Source organism: Streptococcus sp. SCPM-O-B-15277 (M60) (genome assembly GCF_058200335.1).
On the sequence record NZ_JBYQGR010000001.1, the window covers coordinates 363,992 to 380,540 of the forward strand.

The 16,549-nt window shown below is 38.0% G+C and carries 15 protein-coding genes; all 15 read left to right on the forward strand.

Translation table 11 applies throughout. The annotated features are described in order from the left end of the window. Positions 1-158 precede the first annotated feature (158 nt). Positions 159-2,117 (forward strand): peptide ABC transporter substrate-binding protein, encoded by a 1,959-nt coding sequence (locus tag AC3E9F_RS01870; RefSeq protein WP_490672739.1) that lies wholly within the window; start codon positions 159-161, stop codon positions 2,115-2,117. 145 nt (positions 2,118-2,262) lie between these two features. Then, entirely contained in the window at positions 2,263-3,357 is a 1,095-nt protein-coding gene (locus AC3E9F_RS01875) for a cystathionine gamma-synthase (protein ID WP_281334771.1), read from the forward strand. Between the two features lie 4 nt (positions 3,358-3,361). Continuing rightward, positions 3,362-4,528, forward strand: a complete 1,167-nt coding sequence (locus AC3E9F_RS01880; RefSeq protein WP_490672740.1) for a MalY/PatB family protein — start codon at positions 3,362-3,364, stop codon at positions 4,526-4,528. A gap of 91 nt (positions 4,529-4,619) precedes the next feature. Then, positions 4,620-7,718 (forward strand): pilus expression-regulating Snf2 family helicase, encoded by a 3,099-nt coding sequence (locus AC3E9F_RS01885; RefSeq protein WP_490672741.1) that lies wholly within the window; start codon positions 4,620-4,622, stop codon positions 7,716-7,718. Positions 7,719-7,764: 46 nt separating this feature from the next. Further along, on the forward strand, positions 7,765-8,358 hold the full coding sequence (zapJ, locus tag AC3E9F_RS01890) for a divisome accessory protein ZapJ (RefSeq protein ID WP_214262171.1): 594 nt from the start codon (positions 7,765-7,767) through the stop codon (positions 8,356-8,358). Between the two features lie 11 nt (positions 8,359-8,369). After that, on the forward strand, positions 8,370-9,704 hold the full coding sequence (gene murC / locus AC3E9F_RS01895; protein WP_263393833.1) for a UDP-N-acetylmuramate--L-alanine ligase: 1,335 nt from the start codon (positions 8,370-8,372) through the stop codon (positions 9,702-9,704). Between the two features lie 8 nt (positions 9,705-9,712). After that, positions 9,713-10,228 (forward strand): GNAT family N-acetyltransferase, encoded by a 516-nt coding sequence (locus tag AC3E9F_RS01900; protein WP_263393832.1) that lies wholly within the window; start codon positions 9,713-9,715, stop codon positions 10,226-10,228. After that, the gene (locus tag AC3E9F_RS01905; protein ID WP_263393831.1) at positions 10,225-10,719 is read left to right on the forward strand and encodes a GNAT family N-acetyltransferase; all 495 of its coding nucleotides are present in this window, start codon (positions 10,225-10,227) and stop codon (positions 10,717-10,719) included. The genes AC3E9F_RS01900 and AC3E9F_RS01905 overlap by 4 nt, the downstream gene beginning before the upstream one ends. Before the next feature lie 82 nt (positions 10,720-10,801). Beyond that, on the forward strand, positions 10,802-12,436 hold the full coding sequence (gene mltG / locus AC3E9F_RS01910; protein ID WP_263393830.1) for an endolytic transglycosylase MltG: 1,635 nt from the start codon (positions 10,802-10,804) through the stop codon (positions 12,434-12,436). A 74-nt stretch (positions 12,437-12,510) separates the two neighbouring features. After that, a complete protein-coding gene (gene greA / locus AC3E9F_RS01915; protein ID WP_263393829.1) occupies positions 12,511-12,993 on the forward strand; it encodes a transcription elongation factor GreA in 483 nt (160 codons plus the stop codon). A gap of 80 nt (positions 12,994-13,073) precedes the next feature. Beyond that, on the forward strand, positions 13,074-14,447 hold the full coding sequence (locus AC3E9F_RS01920) for an amino acid permease (protein WP_263393828.1): 1,374 nt from the start codon (positions 13,074-13,076) through the stop codon (positions 14,445-14,447). A 100-nt stretch (positions 14,448-14,547) separates the two neighbouring features. Then, positions 14,548-14,958, forward strand: coding sequence for a GNAT family N-acetyltransferase (locus AC3E9F_RS01925; RefSeq protein WP_263393827.1), 411 nt, complete (start codon positions 14,548-14,550; stop codon positions 14,956-14,958). Positions 14,959-15,010: 52 nt separating this feature from the next. Continuing rightward, complete coding sequence (locus tag AC3E9F_RS01930; RefSeq protein WP_263393826.1) at positions 15,011-15,607, forward strand: HAD family hydrolase; 597 nt, start codon at positions 15,011-15,013, stop codon at positions 15,605-15,607. 149 nt (positions 15,608-15,756) lie between these two features. After that, on the forward strand, positions 15,757-15,966 hold the full coding sequence (locus AC3E9F_RS01935; protein ID WP_001107501.1) for a helix-turn-helix transcriptional regulator: 210 nt from the start codon (positions 15,757-15,759) through the stop codon (positions 15,964-15,966). Further along, positions 15,956-16,444, forward strand: a complete 489-nt coding sequence (locus tag AC3E9F_RS01940; RefSeq protein ID WP_490672742.1) for a DUF6773 family protein — start codon at positions 15,956-15,958, stop codon at positions 16,442-16,444. The genes AC3E9F_RS01935 and AC3E9F_RS01940 overlap by 11 nt, the downstream gene beginning before the upstream one ends. Positions 16,445-16,549: the final 105 nt, after the last annotated feature.

Consider the following 16,549-nt stretch of genomic DNA (forward strand, 5'->3'; position numbering starts at 1 on the left):
TTTAAAGAAAAAAAGTTTAGATTGTTCTTTTTTTCTTTAAAAAATATAAAAAAATATAAAAAATGTAGAAAAATGTAAATTTTTAACACATAAATGCTTGACTAAAAAAAACTTTAACTGTATAATGATACAAATATTTAAATTTGGAGGTTCTGGAGATGAAAAAGTCTAAGGCAAAATATCTGACGCTGGCAGGCGTCGTCTTAAGTGCTGGTTTACTATTAACTGCTTGTGGTAGTTCAGCTAGTTCTACAAAGACTTACAATTATGTATACAGTAACGATCCTTCCAGTCTTAACTATCTAGTAGAAAATCGTGCAACAACAGGTGATGTTGTTACAAACTTGGTAGATGGCTTGATGGAAAATGACCAATATGGGAACTACATTCCTTCATTGGCAGAAGATTGGTCTGTTTCCCAAGATGGTTTGACTTATACATACAAACTTCGTAAGGACGCCAAATGGTATACAGCAGATGGTGATGAGTATGCGCCTGTAACAGCACAAGATTTTGTGACAGGTTTGAAATATGCTGCAGATAAAAATTCAGAAGCCTTGTATTTAGTGCAAGATTCTGTTGCTGGTCTGGCTGACTACGTTAGTGGGAAAACAACAGACTTTTCAACAGTTGGAGTTAAGGCTATTGATGACCATACTGTTCAATATACTTTGACTCAACCAGAACCTTATTGGAATTCAAAAACAACTGCAACTATTCTGTTCCCAGTAAATGCTGATTTCTTGAACTCAAAAGGGGATGATTTTGGTAAGGTGGATCCAGCAAACATCTTGTATAATGGTCCATTCATCCTTAAATCATTCACATCTAAATCTGTACTTGAATACAAGAAAAATCCAAACTATTGGGATGCAAAAAATGTATTTGTAGATGATGTCAAGTTGACTTACTATGATGGAAGCGACCAAGATGCGCTTGTTCGTAACTTTAGCGAAGGTGTCTATAGTTTTGCCCGTCTCTATCCAAATAGTTCAAGTTTTGCAGGTGTGCAAGAGAAATACAAGGATAATATTATCTACAGTATGCAAACTGCGACTTCTTTCTACTTTAACTTTAACTTAGATAGAAAATCTTATAACCACACATCAAAAACGACAGACGCTGAAAAGACAGCTCAACAAGAAGCAGTTTTAAACAAATCATTCCGTCAATCCATTAACTTTGCCTATGACCGTACAGCTTATGGAGCTCAGTCACAAGGGGAAGAGGGAGCAACAAAGATTATCAGAAACTTGCTCGTTCCACCGACATTCGTTACTCTTGATGGTAAAGATTTTGGGGATGTCGTCGCTTCTAAGATGGTTAACTACGGCCAAGTATGGCAAAATATTAACTTTGCTGATGGACAAGATGCCTATTATAATGCTGATAAGGCTAAAGAAGCTTTTGCACAAGCCAAGAAAGAATTGGAAGCTAAAGGCGTACAATTCCCTATTCATCTAGACTTGCCAGTAGACCAATCATATAAGAAGGGTGTCCAAGAGGCAAGTTCCTTCAAACAATCTATCGAGTCCGTCTTGGGTGCAGATAATGTCGTCATCGATATTCAAATGCTGACTACAGAAGAAATGGATGGCATTGGTTATCTTGCGAATACAGCTGCCCAAAAAGATTATGACCTCTACAATGGTGGTTGGAGCCCTGACTACCAGGATCCATCAACTTATCTTGATACACTTAACCTTACAAATGGTGGTTCATTGCAAAACCTTGGCTTAGAACCTGGTGAAAGTAATGCTAAAGCAACTGCGGTTGGCTTGGATACCTACACTAAGATGCTAGAAGAAGCCAATGCTGAACAAGATTTGACCAAACGTTATGACAAATACGCTGAAGCACAAGCTTGGTTGGTGGATAGCTCTCTCACACTGCCAAACGTATCTCTTGGTGGAACACCAGGAATCAGAAAAACAGTTCCATTCTCTGCTGCCTTCTCTCAAGCTGGTAATAAGGGTGTTGAATCATACAAATACCTTAAGTTGCAAGATAAGATTGTCACAACGGCTGAGTATGAAGAAGCTAGACAAAAATGGCTGAAAGAAAAAGAAGAATCTAATAAAAAAGCCCAAGAAGAATTAGCAAAACACGTTAAATAATCAGTCTATTCAACAGGAAAAACGATAGTTTCTCAGGAAGCTATCGTTTTTGTATAGTTTGAAACTATAACTAGCTCTTGAAAACAAGAAAACGAAGGATCCAAAATAAGTGGTACAATAGTTACTATAGATTTGGAGGTAAAGTATGAGCAAATCATTTCATATCAACACAATTTTAGCCCAAGCAGGGATCAAGTCGGATGAGGCAACAGGTGCTTTGGTTACACCTATTCACTTTTCAACGACCTATCAACATCCAGAATTTGGTCAATCAACTGGATTTGACTATACTCGCACCAAAAACCCAACTCGTAGCAAGGCAGAGGAAGTTTTAGCAGCTATTGAATCAGCCCACTATGCTTTAGCGACTAGTTCAGGTATGTCTGCGATTGTGTTGGCCTTTAGTGTCTTCCCAGTAGGAAGCAAGGTTTTGGCTGTCCGTGACCTTTACGGTGGTTCTTTCCGTTGGTTCAATCAAGTGGAACAGGAAGGTCGTTTCCACTTTACTTATGCAAACACAGAAGAAGAGTTGATTGCTGAGCTAGAAAAGGATGTGGATGTACTCTATATCGAAACACCAACCAACCCTTTGATGTTGGAATTTGATATTGAAAAATTGTCAACATTAGCTCATGCTAAAGGTGCTAAAGTTGTCGTTGATAATACCTTCTATAGTCCGATTTACCAACGTCCAATTGAAGACGGGGCAGATATCGTCCTTCATTCAGCGACAAAATACCTTGCAGGACATAATGATGTTCTAGCTGGGGTGGTTGTGACAGATAGTGCGGATTTATACGAAAAACTCTTTTACAATCTCAACACCACAGGAGCTGTTTTGTCACCATTTGATAGTTATCAATTGATTCGTGGGCTTAAAACTTTGTCACTTCGTATGGAGCGCTCAACAGCTAATGCTCAAGAAATCGTAGCCTTTTTGGAACAGTCACCTGCTGTCAAAGAAGTCTTGTATACAGGACGCGGGGGAATGATTTCCTTTAAAGTAGCAGATGAGAAGCGCATTCCTCATATCTTAAATACCTTGAAAGTATTCTCTTTTGCTGAAAGTTTAGGTGGGGTTGAAAGTCTGATTACATACCCAACTACTCAAACCCATGCAGACATTCCTGCAGAGGTTCGCCATTCTTATGGATTGACAGATGACCTATTGCGCTTGTCTATCGGTATTGAGGATGTTAGAGATTTGATTGAAGATTTGCGTCAAGCCTTGGAAGGATAAAACTATGGGAAAATATGATTTTACGACCTTGCCCAATCGTTTTGGACATCATACCTACAAATGGAAAGAAGCCGAGACTGACCGTCAAGTATTGCCAGCCTGGATTGCTGATATGGACTTTGAAGTGTTACCTGAGATTCGTCAGACTGTCCATGACTATGCTGAGCAATTAGTCTATGGCTATACCTATGCTAGTGATGGATTGATTGAAGCTGTTCAACATTGGGAGGAAAAACAGCACGGTTATCGCTTTGATAAGGATGCCCTAGTCTTTATCGAGGGAGTAGTACCTGCCATTTCAACAGCCATTCAAGCCTTTACCAAAGAGGGTGAAGCAGTGCTCATTAACACACCGGTATATCCTCCTTTTGCTCGCAGTATTAAGCTCAATAATCGTAGACTAATCACCAACTCTCTAGTAGAAAAAGATGGACTTTTTGAGATTGACTTTGATCAATTGGAGAAAGACTTCGTTGAAGAGGATGTGAAACTCTACGTTCTCTGCAATCCTCATAATCCTGGTGGACGAGTTTGGGAGAAAGAAGTCTTGGAAAAGATTGGACAACTGTGCCAAAAACATGGTGTTTTGCTAGTATCTGATGAGATTCACCAAGATTTAGCCTTGTTTGGACATAAACACCAGTCATTCAATACGGTAAATGACGATTTTAAAGAATTTTCACTGATTTTAAGCAGTGCTACCAAGACCTTTAACATTGCCGGAACGAAAAACTCTTACGCCATTATCGAAAATCCAAAGTTGAGACTTGCTTTCCAAAAACGTCAGCTAGCCAATAATCAACATGAAATCTCAGGGTTGGGATATTTGGCAACAGAAACTGCCTATCGCTATGGAGAGGATTGGTTAACAGAACTCAAAGAACTGATTGAGAAACACATCAATTATGTAGTGGATTTGTTTGATAAAGAAACTAAAATCAAGGTTATGAAACCTCAAGGAACTTATCTCATTTGGCTTGATTTTTCAGCCTATGATATAAACGATGACGAGCTAAGAAGTCTCTTAAGAGATGAGGCCAAGGTTATCCTGAACAGAGGCTTAGACTTTGGTGAAGAAGGAGCCCTCCACGCTCGCTTAAATGTGGCCATGCCGACATCTGTCTTGGAAGAAGTTTGCCAACGAATACTTGCCACTTTTTCAAATAAATAAAAACTAGCCTTTTAGGAGAAAAGTCTTCCTAGAAGGCTATTTTCATAGGCAGAAATATGGTATAATTAAGAGATAAAGTAAAGGGGAAACTATGGCTAAATTGATTCCAGGGAAACTTCGAATGGAGGGAGTAGCACTCTACGAAACTGGTAAGATTGAAATCGTTAAAGAACAAGACCATTATATCTATGCGCGTGTAGCAAATGAAGAAATTCGCTATAGTTTGGATGATGACTTAATTTTTTGTGCATGTGATTTTTTCAAAAAAAGGGGTTACTGTGTTCATTTGGCGGCACTGGAAACTTACTTTAAAAATGACCAGCAAGGACAGAAAATCTTGCTCAACTTGGAGGCTAATCAGGAAGAGAAAGAGACTGTCGAGACACAGGTAACTATTGGAGGGAATTTTTTAGAATCAATCCAACTTCCAAGTCAGACTGACAAATATCAGCTTTCTGCTCAAGGACAGGTGGAAGCAGGTACCAATCGCATTGTCTGGACGTTAAGGGTTGGTCTTTCTCAGCAAGAAAAGTTTTATGTGATTAGAGATATCCCTCTTTTCTTAAAAGTTATTGAGGCTAACAAACCTTACATGATAGGAAAAAGTTACGAGTCTTCTTTAAGATTTGAGCACTTTGATAAAGGCAGCCAGGAAGTCTTGAATTTCTTACTAGGTTTGGTTGACGAGAAGGTTGAGTACACTATTTTTTTCCCAAATCAAGGACGACATCTCTATTTCCCTAAGTCTCTTTTTGAGCAAGGGGTTAGTCTCTTGATGGGCTTAGATGTGTTTCAATTTGATCATCAGATTTCAAATTATCATGAACTCCTTTTCCAAGATTTTGATGGTCAAGCAGGTTTGTTTTCTTTTGGGATTGAAGAAAAATCCAACTATTTTGAGATGGAAATCTTTGAACGGGCAGGAATCAATTTCTTTTATAGAGGACAAGTACTATTCTCAAAAGGAACTTTTTATCTCTTGTCAAAAGAACAGGCCAGCTTGTTAGATACATTAAGAAAAGTGCCTTTGGACAGTAGCGGCAAAAAGATTTTACAATTTGATACCAGCGATCGAGATCGCTTAGCATCAACCTTATCACGCTTTAAAAACCTTGGAACAGTTGATATTCCTGATGGTCTTAAAATCCACTCTTTCCGTCCTTCTTTCTACATGGAACGAGAAGAAGATGGTTCCATTCGTCTAGATATGCAGTTTCAATATGAAACTTGCTTAGTTAGGAACCGTAATGAACTAGAGAATCTCCCTTTTGCTAGTGATATTCAACTAGAGAAACAGATTTTTCAGTTGGCTCTATCTGCTGGATTTGAAGCGGAATTTCAATCGTGGCGTCAAAGTCTAAAAGCAGAAGGTGTCCATGCTTTCTTTCAGGAAGTTTTACCAGCCTTTGCAGCCCTTGGAGAATTAAAAATTTCTGAGAGCTTACAAGAACTTTATCAGGTTCAGAAGCCTCAAGTTCAGATATCTTCGAAGGGAAGTCTTTTAGAAATTCAATTTGATTTTCAAGATATCGATCAAGAAGAAATCAATCGCGCGATGAAAGCCTTAGTCGCAAAGCAAGATTATTATATCAGTTCCTCTAATCAGGTCTATTATTTCGATGAACAGACCAAGCGTATTCGTCAGGATCTAGAGGATTTAGGAATTGAAGAGATGGAGAGTGATTCTTTCCATGCTCGTAAATCTTTAGCTTATACACTTTCCTATCTATTTAAGGACCAGAATCAAGTTACATTTACTGAAGAATTCCGACATTTGGCACATGATTTAACGCATCCAGAAGATTTTCCAATGAAACCTCTGAATATCAAAGCAGAACTCAGAGACTATCAGAAAAAGGGAATTCAATGGCTTCAAATGCTTCACCATTATGGATTTGGTGGAGTTTTAGCAGATGATATGGGGCTTGGCAAGACCCTGCAAGCTATCGCTTTTCTAAGTAGCCAGCTTCAAGACAATACCCGTGTCTTAATTCTTGCTCCATCTGGTTTGATTTATAACTGGGCTGATGAATTTGAAAAATTTGCACCAGATATAGATGTAGCTGTTGTACATGGATTGAAACCTTATCGTGAGACTGTTTTAGCAGAAAATCATCAGATTTATCTGACGAGTTATGCTACTTTCCGTCAGGATAGTGACAGTTACAAGCGGATGTCTTTTGACTTTCTATTTTTGGATGAAGCCCAAGTGATGAAAAATGCCCAAACCAAAATTGCTAAGATTTTGAGAAAGTTTGTGGTTCCATCAGTTTTTGCTCTTTCCGGAACACCGATTGAAAATAATCTAGGGGAATTATGGTCTATCTTTCAAATTGTCTTGCCAGGGCTTCTACCAGCAAAAAAAGACTTTATGAAATTACCAGCCGATAGAGTTGCTCAGTTTATTAAACCGTTTGTGATGCGTCGAAAAAAAGAGGACGTTCTTACAGAGTTACCTGATCTGATAGAAGTCGTTTATAAAAATGAACTGGAGGACCAGCAAAAAGCTATCTATCTAGCTCAACTTCAACAGATGCAAGAGCGTTTGGGACAAGTGACCGATGCAGAATTTCAACGAAATCGAGTTGAAATTTTAACAGGACTCATGCGTCTTCGCCAGATTTGTGATACTCCAGCTCTATTTATAGAAGATTATAAGGGAGATAGCGGGAAGCTTGATAGTTTACGAGATCTGCTAAGTCAAATTGCTGAGGGAAATCATCGTGTACTCATCTTCTCTCAATTTAGGGGGATGTTGGACCGCATCGAAGAGGAGTTGCCACAGCTTGGTTTAACTTCCTTTAAGATTACAGGTTCAACTCCCTCACAGGAACGCCAAGAAATGACCAAAGCTTTTAACCAAGGGGAATGCGATGTATTTTTGATTTCTCTAAAAGCTGGTGGAGTTGGTCTCAATCTTACTGGTGCGGACACTGTTGTTCTGGTCGACTTATGGTGGAATCCAGCAGTTGAATCGCAGGCTATTGGTAGGGCTCATCGTATGGGACAAGAACAAGCTGTTGAGGTTTATCGACTAGTAACTCGAGGAACAATTGAAGAAAAGATTCAAGAGTTACAAGAGCAGAAAAGAAATCTGGTCTCAGAAGTATTAGATGGAACAGAGTCTCGTGGAAGTCTCACGCTTACTGAAATTCAAGAAATATTAGGAATTTCTGAAGCCAAGACTTGAAAAATCAAGACTTTACGCTATAATGGAGTATTGAAAGGGAATAAAAATGAAACAAGAAAGATTTCCAATAGTGTCAGATGATGAAATTATGCTGACAGAGATGCCATTTATGAACTTATATGATGAGTCGGATTTGATTAGTAATATCAAGGGAGACTACCAGGACAAAAACTACTTGGAATGGTCACCAATTACGACAGAAAAAAAGTCGCCGATTCAAGCATCAGATAAACGGATTGAAAAAAAGGAAAAATCCTACGCTGAACTGGCTCGTGAGGAAGCAAGAGCTGATTTGAAACGGAAACGTTCAGCAAAGTATTTGACCCAAGATGTTAGTTTTACCAAACGTTATAAACCTTCAAATAATGTTGTAAGGCAGGCAAATCAGCCAACAGCTCCTTTCCAAAAGGAAAATCCTGGTGAGCTTACCAAATATAGTGAAAAATTAACTCAAAGCCATTATATTTTAGCTGAAACTGCTCCTCAGATGCAACAAACGACTAAAGAAGAGCAACTTGGACCTAAGAAAAATAATTATGATTTTTTAAAGAAAAGCCAAATTTATAACAAAAAAGAACATCAATCAGAAAAAGAACGTAAAATTGCTCAAGAGTTAAACTTGACAAATATGACAGAGTAAAGGGGAAAAAGATGGCAAAAACCTATCATTTTATCGGAATTAAAGGATCAGGAATGAGTGCCTTGGCCTTGATGTTGCACCAAATGGGGCATAAGGTGCAAGGGTCTGACGTAGAGAAATACTATTTTACACAACGAGGATTAGAGCAAGCAGGGATCAAGATTTTGCCTTTTGATGAGAAAAATCTTCAAGGGGATATAGAAATTATCGCTGGGAATGCCTTTCGTCCAGATAACAATGTTGAAATTGCTTATGCAGACAAGAATGGACTAAGCTATAAACGTTATCATGAATTTCTTGGTAGCTTTATGCGTGACTTTATCAGCATGGGTGTTGCTGGAGCACACGGTAAGACTTCAACAACAGGTATGCTTTCTCACGTTTTGTCACACATCACTGATACAAGCTATCTAATTGGAGATGGTACAGGTCGTGGTTCTGAAAATGCCAAGTATTTTGTCTTCGAATCAGACGAGTACGAGCGTCATTTCATGCCATATCACCCAGAGTACTCTATTATTACTAATATCGACTTTGACCATCCTGACTATTTCACAAGCTTAGAGGATGTCTTCAACGCCTTCAATGATTATGCTAAACAAATTACTAAAGGTTTGTTTGTCTACGGTGAGGATGCTGAGTTGCGTAAGATTACGGCAAATGCACCAATCTACTATTATGGTTTTGAAGCTGAAGGAAATGACTTTGTAGCCAGCGATTTGCTTCGTTCAACAACTGGTTCAACCTTTACAGTTCATTTCCGTGGACAAGAGTTAGGTCAATTCCACATTCCAACCTTTGGTCGTCATAACATCATGAATGCCACAGCAGTCATTGGTTTGCTTTATACTGCTGGTTTTGATTTGAATTTGGTGCGTGAACACTTGAAGACTTTTGGTGGAGTAAAACGTCGCTTTACAGAAAAGATTGTCAATGATACAGTTATTATCGATGACTTTGCTCACCATCCAACTGAGATCATTGCGACCTTGGATGCAGCTCGTCAGAAATACCCAAGCAAGGAAATTGTTGCTATCTTCCAACCACATACCTTTACTCGAACAATTGCCTTATTGGATGATTTTGCCCAAGCCTTGAATCAAGCTGATGCAGTCTACCTAGCACAAATCTACGGATCAGCTCGTGAAGTTGACCATGGTGATGTTAAGGTTGAAGATTTAGCAGCCAAGATTCATAAAAAACACCAAGTCATCACTGTTGAAAATGTTTCTCCTCTTCTAGACCATGATAATGCTGTCTATGTCTTCATGGGAGCTGGAGATATTCAAACTTACGAATACTCATTCGAGCGTCTCTTGTCTAATTTGACAAGCAATGTTCAATAAGGAAGATTATGGAATTTCCAATTAAAATTCGGGAAGCTCAGCGATCAGATATTGATCAGATTTGCTTGATACAAGAAAGTAATTCAAACTTCCTAGAAAACATGAATAGAGAAATAATAGAAGAACGTATCCGCAATCATGCGGATACGTTTCTATTAGCTTGTCTTGATGATCAGGTGGTTGCCTATATTTCAGGGACAGACTTTGCTAATTCCTCACAAAGTAGATGGATAAAAAAGATAGCAAATGGAGAAGTTATCAGTGATAGAAATTTTGTGATTGACGCTTTATCTGTTCATCCGGAGTATCAGGGACAAGGATTTGGAACCTTGTTGCTGGCGGCCTTGAAACAAGTTGCTCTTCAACAAAATTGTCTCGGTATTTATCTTCTTTGCAAGGATGAATTGCTGTCTTATTTTGAGATGAATAAATTTATGGAGCAAGGAATAGTAGACGTGGGAGTTAGCAATGAAGTTAATTTTCTCATGTGGTGGAAGAATCCCTTTCATAAGGAGGAGCTATGATTATTCGACAAGCTAGACTTAGTGATTTAGACCGTATTTTAGAGATTGAACTAGAAAATTTTTCAATCGAAGAAGCCATTCCTCGTTCTGTTTTTGAAGCCCACCTAAAAGAGATTCAGACTAGTTTTTTAGTGGCTGAAAAAGAAGGGGAGATACTCGGTTATATTGAAGGACCAGTAGTCCCTCACCGTTATTTGCAAGATCAGTCTTTCACTGAGGAAATAAAAGACCACAGTCATAAGAAAGGTGGTTATATTTCTGTAACTTGTCTGTCTATAGCTAAAGAAGCTCAATCTCTAGGGCTAGGAAGAAAACTACTGACTGCTCTTAAAGAAGTGGCTCTTAAGCATGAACGAGAGGGAATCAATCTAACTTGCCATGACTACCTGATTGAATACTATGAGAAGCACGGTTTTGTCAATGAAGGAAAGTCTAAATCCCAATTTGCAGGCGAAGAATGGTATGATATGGTCTGGGAAAACAAGAATTAGTGATTGGAAAGGCTTCTAAGGTTGCTTTTCTCAAGTTTTTAAGATATAATATTAAGGATTATCAACAAGGAGGTAAATACCTTTGAGCGAAAATTCAAATGAAGAAAAGTTGAGTTTTAAAGAGCAAATTTTGCGAGACTTAGAACGATTAAAGAAAGAGGAAAGTTTAACAGAACAAACAGATGACCTCTTTTCAAATTTGATGAACTCTTCTGATACAAAAACAGAAGAACGAGTAATAACTCCAGAAGAAGAGCTGATTGCTAATTCTGTTTCAACCGTTGAACAATTGATTGAGAACGCACCTGCTGTTCCACCTCGTCCAGATCTAAAAGAAGAGGTTACAGAGGAAATTGCAAAAGAAGCATCAGTTGAGTTACCTCAATCAGTCTCAGATAAAGATGAAATGAATTCAATACCAACTAAGGTTTCAGTTTCTTACCGAACATTTGATACTGCTTCCGAAGACAAAGAAGCAGTAAACCTAGCGCCTCACAAGGAAGAATTGACAAATCACGAAGCTACTGAAGAAGCAGAACTTCCTAGAAGAAGTCGGAGAGAAACTGTGAAACCAGCCAAGAAAAAGAAGAAATCCCGCTTAAAAGGATTTTTAGTGACAGTTTTGGTATTACTCATTCTATTTGGTGCTGGCGGTTTCTTTGGTCTTCGCTATGCTGAATCAGCTTTGCAACCAGTGGATCCAAATTCTAAACAATATATGACTGTTCAGATTCCAGACGGATCTAATGTTCAAGAAATTGGTTCAACTTTGGAAAAATCAGGTGTCATTAAAAATGGTTTGGTCTTTACACTTTATGCCAAGTATAAAAACTACACTGGATTGAAGTCTGGCTATTATAATCTACAAAAGAGTATGAGTGTTGAGGATGTCATTAAAGAGTTGCAAAAAGGTGGGACACCTGAACCTCAAGAGGTTACACTTGCAAACTTGACTATTCCAGAGGGATATACATTAGAGCAAATTGCTCAAACTGTTGGCCAACTTCAAGGGGACTTTAAAGAACCTTTGACAGCGGAAGCATTCTTGGCCAAAGTTCAGGATGAGAACTTTATTGCTCAAGAGGTTGCCAAATATCCAAATCTTCTTGAAAGCTTACCTACAAAAGATAGTGGTGTTCGTTATCGCTTAGAAGGATATCTTTTCCCTGCGACTTATACGATTAAAGAAAATACAACTGTTGAAAGTTTAATTGATTCAATGCTTGCAGCTATGGATAAGAACCTTTCTTCACATTATGCTGCTATTAAGGAAAAGAACCTAACCGTAAATGAGCTCTTGACAATTGCATCACTTGTTGAGAAAGAAGGGGCTAAGACAGAGGATCGTAAGCTGATTGCTGGTGTATTCTATAATCGTTTGAACCTCGGTATGCCACTTCAAAGTAATATCGCTATCCTTTATGCTGAAGGAAAACTTGGTCAAAACATCAGTCTTTCTGATGATGCAGCTATTGATACATCTATTGATTCACCATACAATGACTATACAAAAGTAGGTCTAATGCCTGGGCCGGTTGATAGCCCAAGCTTGGATGCGATCGAATCAAGTATCAATCAGACAAAGAGTGACTATCTCTACTTTGTGGCCAATGTTCAAGATGGTAAAGTTTACTATGCAACAACACTAGAAGAACATGAACGCAATGTTCAAGAACATATCAATAGTAAATTAAACCAATCAAATAGCACAAACTAAAATTATGTGGTTTTCCACATAATTTTGCTTTAAAGCATATATTTATTAATTCAATCAAAAGAAAGTTGAGAAAAATGGTAGAAAAAACATATCCAATGACCTTGGAAGAAAAGGAAAAACTCGAAAAAGAATTAGAAGAATTGAAACTAGTACGTCGTCCAGAAGTTGTAGAACGTATCAAGATTGCTCGTTCGTACGGTGATTTGTCAGAAAATAGTGAGTATGAAGCAGCTAAGGACGAGCAAGCATTTGTTGAGGGACAAATCTCAAGTCTGGAAACTAAAATTCGTTATGCAGAAATCGTGAACAGCGATGCCGTTGCTAAAAATGAAGTTGCTATCGGAAAAACTGTAACAATCCAAGAAGTTGGAGAAGACGAAAAGGAAGTATACATTATCGTTGGTTCAGCTGGTGCAGATGCTTTTGCAGGTAAAGTATCAAATGAAAGCCCAATCGGTCAAGCTTTGATTGGTAAGAAAAAAGGTGATGTTGTTACAATCGAAACACCTGTTGGAAGCTATGATGTTAAAATCTTAAAAGTTGAAAAAACTGTTTAATAGAATAAAAAGAAGGAGTAGATTTAAGGAAAGCGTTTCCCATCACTCCTTTTCTTCATTCTAAAAAATAAGGAGACTATATGAATTCAGAAAAAAAGCACAAAAAGAAAAGTAAAATGGAGCGTGGCTTAACCAATCGCCATGTTCAGGTTATGGCTATTGCAGGAACGATTGGAACGGGACTTTTTCTAGGAGCTGGTCGCTCGATTAGTTTAACAGGACCTTCGATTGTCTTGGTTTATATGATTACTGGTGGATTTATGTATCTCATGATGCGAGCTATCGGTGAAATGTTATATCAAGACCCAGAGCAACATACCTTTATCAATTTCATTACCCGTTATCTTGGTAAAGGGTGGGGATATTTCTCGGTTTGGTCTTATTGGTTATCGGTGGTCTTTATCGGAATGGCTGAGATTACAGCTATCTCGCACTATGTTCAGTTTTGGTTTCCATCCTGGCCATCTTGGTTGATTCAGGTTGTCTTTCTAACAATTTTAGGGCTAGTCAATCTGATTGCCGTTAAAATCTTTGGTGAAGTGGAATTTTGGTTTGCCATGATTAAAATTGTGGCTATTCTTGCCATGATTGCGACAGGTATTTTTATGGTTTTGACCGGCTTTGAAACTCCTTATGGTTCAGCAAGCCTTGCAAATATCAGTGATCAATTCTCCCTTTTCCCAAATGGTGGTATGAACTTTGTCATGGCCTTCCAGATGGTTTTCTTTGCTTACTTGATGATTGAATTTATCGGTGTTACCACATCTGAAACCAAGGATCCAAGAAAGGTCTTGCCTAAGGCTGTTAAGGAAATTCCTTTGCGAATTATCTTTTTCTATGGTGGAGCTCTTTTAGCTATTATGTCTATTATTCCTTGGCGTGAGCTTTCTGCAGCGGATTCACCATTTGTAACGGTATTTGAACTTGTTGGCCTTAAGTGGGCAGCGGCCTTGATTAACTTTGTTGTCTTGACTTCAGCTGCATCAGCCTTGAATTCAACCCTTTACTCAACAGGTCGTCATTTGTACCAAATTGCCCATGATTCACCAAATCGTTTCTTGAAAGCTATTAAGGCAGATACACTCTCACGCCACAACGTTCCTCAGAATGCAATCATTGCTTCTGCCGTATTGATTGGTTTTGCAGCCTTCATCAATGTACTTCCTGGTGTATCAGATGCCTTTGCTTTGATTACAGCTTCTTCATCGGGTGTTTATATAGCTATCTACATCTTGATCATGGTAGCCCATCTCAAATATCGTAAGTCTAAAGACTTTATGGCAGATGGCTATCTCATGCCTCAATATCGCTTGCTAAATCCTCTGACCATGCTCTTCTTTATCTTTGTATTTGGAACACTCTTCTTACAAGAGTCAACTGTAATGGGAGCTAGAGGTTCAGCTATCTGGATTGTTGCATTTGGTATTTATAGCCAATGGAAGTTTAGAAAATAAGTCAGAAGCTCATCAACTTAGGTTGGTGAGTTTATTTCGTTTGACAGTTCTTTAAAATAGGAATATAATCAAGGCGTTAGTTGTCTTCGAGGAGGTTTGGATGCACATTAGATTGGAGAATACAGAGTCTCAGAAAGCACAAGAAATAGGGAATTTGATTCGCTCTTATAATCGTTCTAAAAGGGAAACTGCTGAAAGTGAGCCACTTAATCTTTATATCGAAGACGAACAAGGTCAACTCCTAGCTGGCTTAGTAGCAGAGACTTTCGGGAATTGGTTAGAAATTGAGTATTTGTTTGTGAAGGAGGACTTGCGAGGACAAGGAATTGGTTCCCAACTATTGCAGCGAGCAGAAAGTGAAGCTAAGAAGAGAAATTGTCGCTACGTTTTTGTGAATACGTATCAGTTTCAAGCGCCAGCCTTCTATCAGAAACATGATTACCAGGAAGTCTTTACCTTAAAAGACTATCCCTGCACTGGACAAAGGCACTATTATCAAAAAGATTTATAAACAGACATTGGATGCTTAAAGAGATTGTTCACAAAAAGATGGAGGTAGGTTGATGGATATCATACTGGATATGGGTAATGTTCTACTTGAATGGAACAAGGATAAGATTTTGAAAGCTGTAGCTAAAACTCAGAAAGATTATCTGATCTTAGACAAGGCGATTTTCCAGTCGGGGCTTTGGGAAAGATTGGACCTGGGAACCTTGACTCGAGAAGAATTGGTTGATAAGGTTCTTTCCCTATTAGGAGATTGCTATCAGAAAAAGGTTGAAGAAGTCATTTGGAACTGGCCTGCCTATATCGATATTTACACGGAAGTCTTTCCGCTTCTTGCACGTTTAAAGGAAAAAGGCCATCGTATTTTTGTCCTATCTAATACCTCACCAGTTTTTTATGAATTATTGAAAAATCAACTAGCACCTCTTGAAAAGATTTTAGATGGGTTTGTTCTTTCCTGTGATATCGAGGCTATCAAACCTGATCCAAAAATGTTTGAAGAAATTCTCCATAAATATCAGTTGGATCCTTCAAATTGTATTTTTCTAGATGATGTAAAAGATAATACCAACATGGCTGAAAGTTTAGGCATCAAAGCCTATCAAGTCAAACAGAGAAGTGACGTTGTAGATATTTTGAAAAAATTTGAATAAGTAGAAAACTCTCTATCATTTTGGTGGTAGAGTTTTTTTGTTAAAAAAATCGTACAAATTGACAGATATATATTGCATAATGTAAATTATATGATATAATGAAGTTGAAAAAAGAAGCGCGACTTTTAAAATTAAGGAGGAGGTTACAAGTGGCTAAGAATTTAAAATTAAAACTAGCTCGAGTAGAGCTTGATATGACACAAGGTGACTTGGCAGAAGCTGTAGGTGTCACTCGACAGACTATCGGCTTGATAGAAGCTGGAAAGTATAATCCCTCGCTTTCGCTTTGCCAGTCTATTTGCAGATGCTTAGGAAAAACTTTAGATCAATTATTTTGGGAGGAAGAAGATGAAAAATAGATTTTATTATTACCAATTATTAGACGAAAGAGAAGAGCAACAACTTCATAAAGCTGGTGCAGAGAGTTTTTATATTTCTATCGGATTATTGTTTCTAGCTTATTTCATATCAGTGTTAGCACCAAGCCTTTTTAATTCTAGCATGCTTCTCGCTATTATTATCATAGGGAATTTTTACTTTATCAATCGTGCTAGAAGTCTAGGTGTGACTTACTATAGTCGTTTTCATTTTACAATTTTAGGCTGCCTATTATTAACTCTAGTGATTACAGCTACCTTGATGCTACAGAACTACCAGTTCAATATCGAAATTTACCAGCACAACCCTCTACATCTTAAATACATTTTTGCTTGGATATTTACCTATGTCTTTTATCTCCCTTGGGTATTTATTGGTAACTTAGGTTTGAAAAGTTATGGTGAATGGGCTCAGAAGAAGTATGAAAAAGATATGGATGAGTTCGAGGGCATGGAATAGCTTGTTAGCTTTTTATCAATATCGAGAAAATGTGTTATAATAGTACTAATTTATGAGAAAAGAAGAAACATTTTCATCTTTTTACAAATAGGGAAGAAGGACAGT

What these genes read in the sequence shown, in the direction of transcription:
- AC3E9F_RS01870 (WP_490672739.1), top strand. Translation starts at nt 159, where the DNA reads ATGAAAAAGTCTAAGGCAAAATATCTGACGCTGGCAGGCGTCGTCTTA.
- AC3E9F_RS01875 (WP_281334771.1), top strand. Translation starts at nt 2,263, where the DNA reads ATGAGCAAATCATTTCATATCAACACAATTTTAGCCCAAGCAGGGATC.
- AC3E9F_RS01880 (WP_490672740.1), top strand. Translation starts at nt 3,362, where the DNA reads ATGGGAAAATATGATTTTACGACCTTGCCCAATCGTTTTGGACATCAT.
- AC3E9F_RS01885 (WP_490672741.1), top strand. Translation starts at nt 4,620, where the DNA reads ATGGCTAAATTGATTCCAGGGAAACTTCGAATGGAGGGAGTAGCACTC.
- zapJ (WP_214262171.1), top strand. Translation starts at nt 7,765, where the DNA reads ATGAAACAAGAAAGATTTCCAATAGTGTCAGATGATGAAATTATGCTG.
- murC (WP_263393833.1), top strand. Translation starts at nt 8,370, where the DNA reads ATGGCAAAAACCTATCATTTTATCGGAATTAAAGGATCAGGAATGAGT.
- AC3E9F_RS01900 (WP_263393832.1), top strand. Translation starts at nt 9,713, where the DNA reads ATGGAATTTCCAATTAAAATTCGGGAAGCTCAGCGATCAGATATTGAT.
- AC3E9F_RS01905 (WP_263393831.1), top strand. Translation starts at nt 10,225, where the DNA reads ATGATTATTCGACAAGCTAGACTTAGTGATTTAGACCGTATTTTAGAG.
- greA (WP_263393829.1), top strand. Translation starts at nt 12,511, where the DNA reads ATGGTAGAAAAAACATATCCAATGACCTTGGAAGAAAAGGAAAAACTC.
- AC3E9F_RS01920 (WP_263393828.1), top strand. Translation starts at nt 13,074, where the DNA reads ATGAATTCAGAAAAAAAGCACAAAAAGAAAAGTAAAATGGAGCGTGGC.
- AC3E9F_RS01925 (WP_263393827.1), top strand. Translation starts at nt 14,548, where the DNA reads ATGCACATTAGATTGGAGAATACAGAGTCTCAGAAAGCACAAGAAATA.
- AC3E9F_RS01930 (WP_263393826.1), top strand. Translation starts at nt 15,011, where the DNA reads ATGGATATCATACTGGATATGGGTAATGTTCTACTTGAATGGAACAAG.
- AC3E9F_RS01940 (WP_490672742.1), top strand. Translation starts at nt 15,956, where the DNA reads ATGAAAAATAGATTTTATTATTACCAATTATTAGACGAAAGAGAAGAG.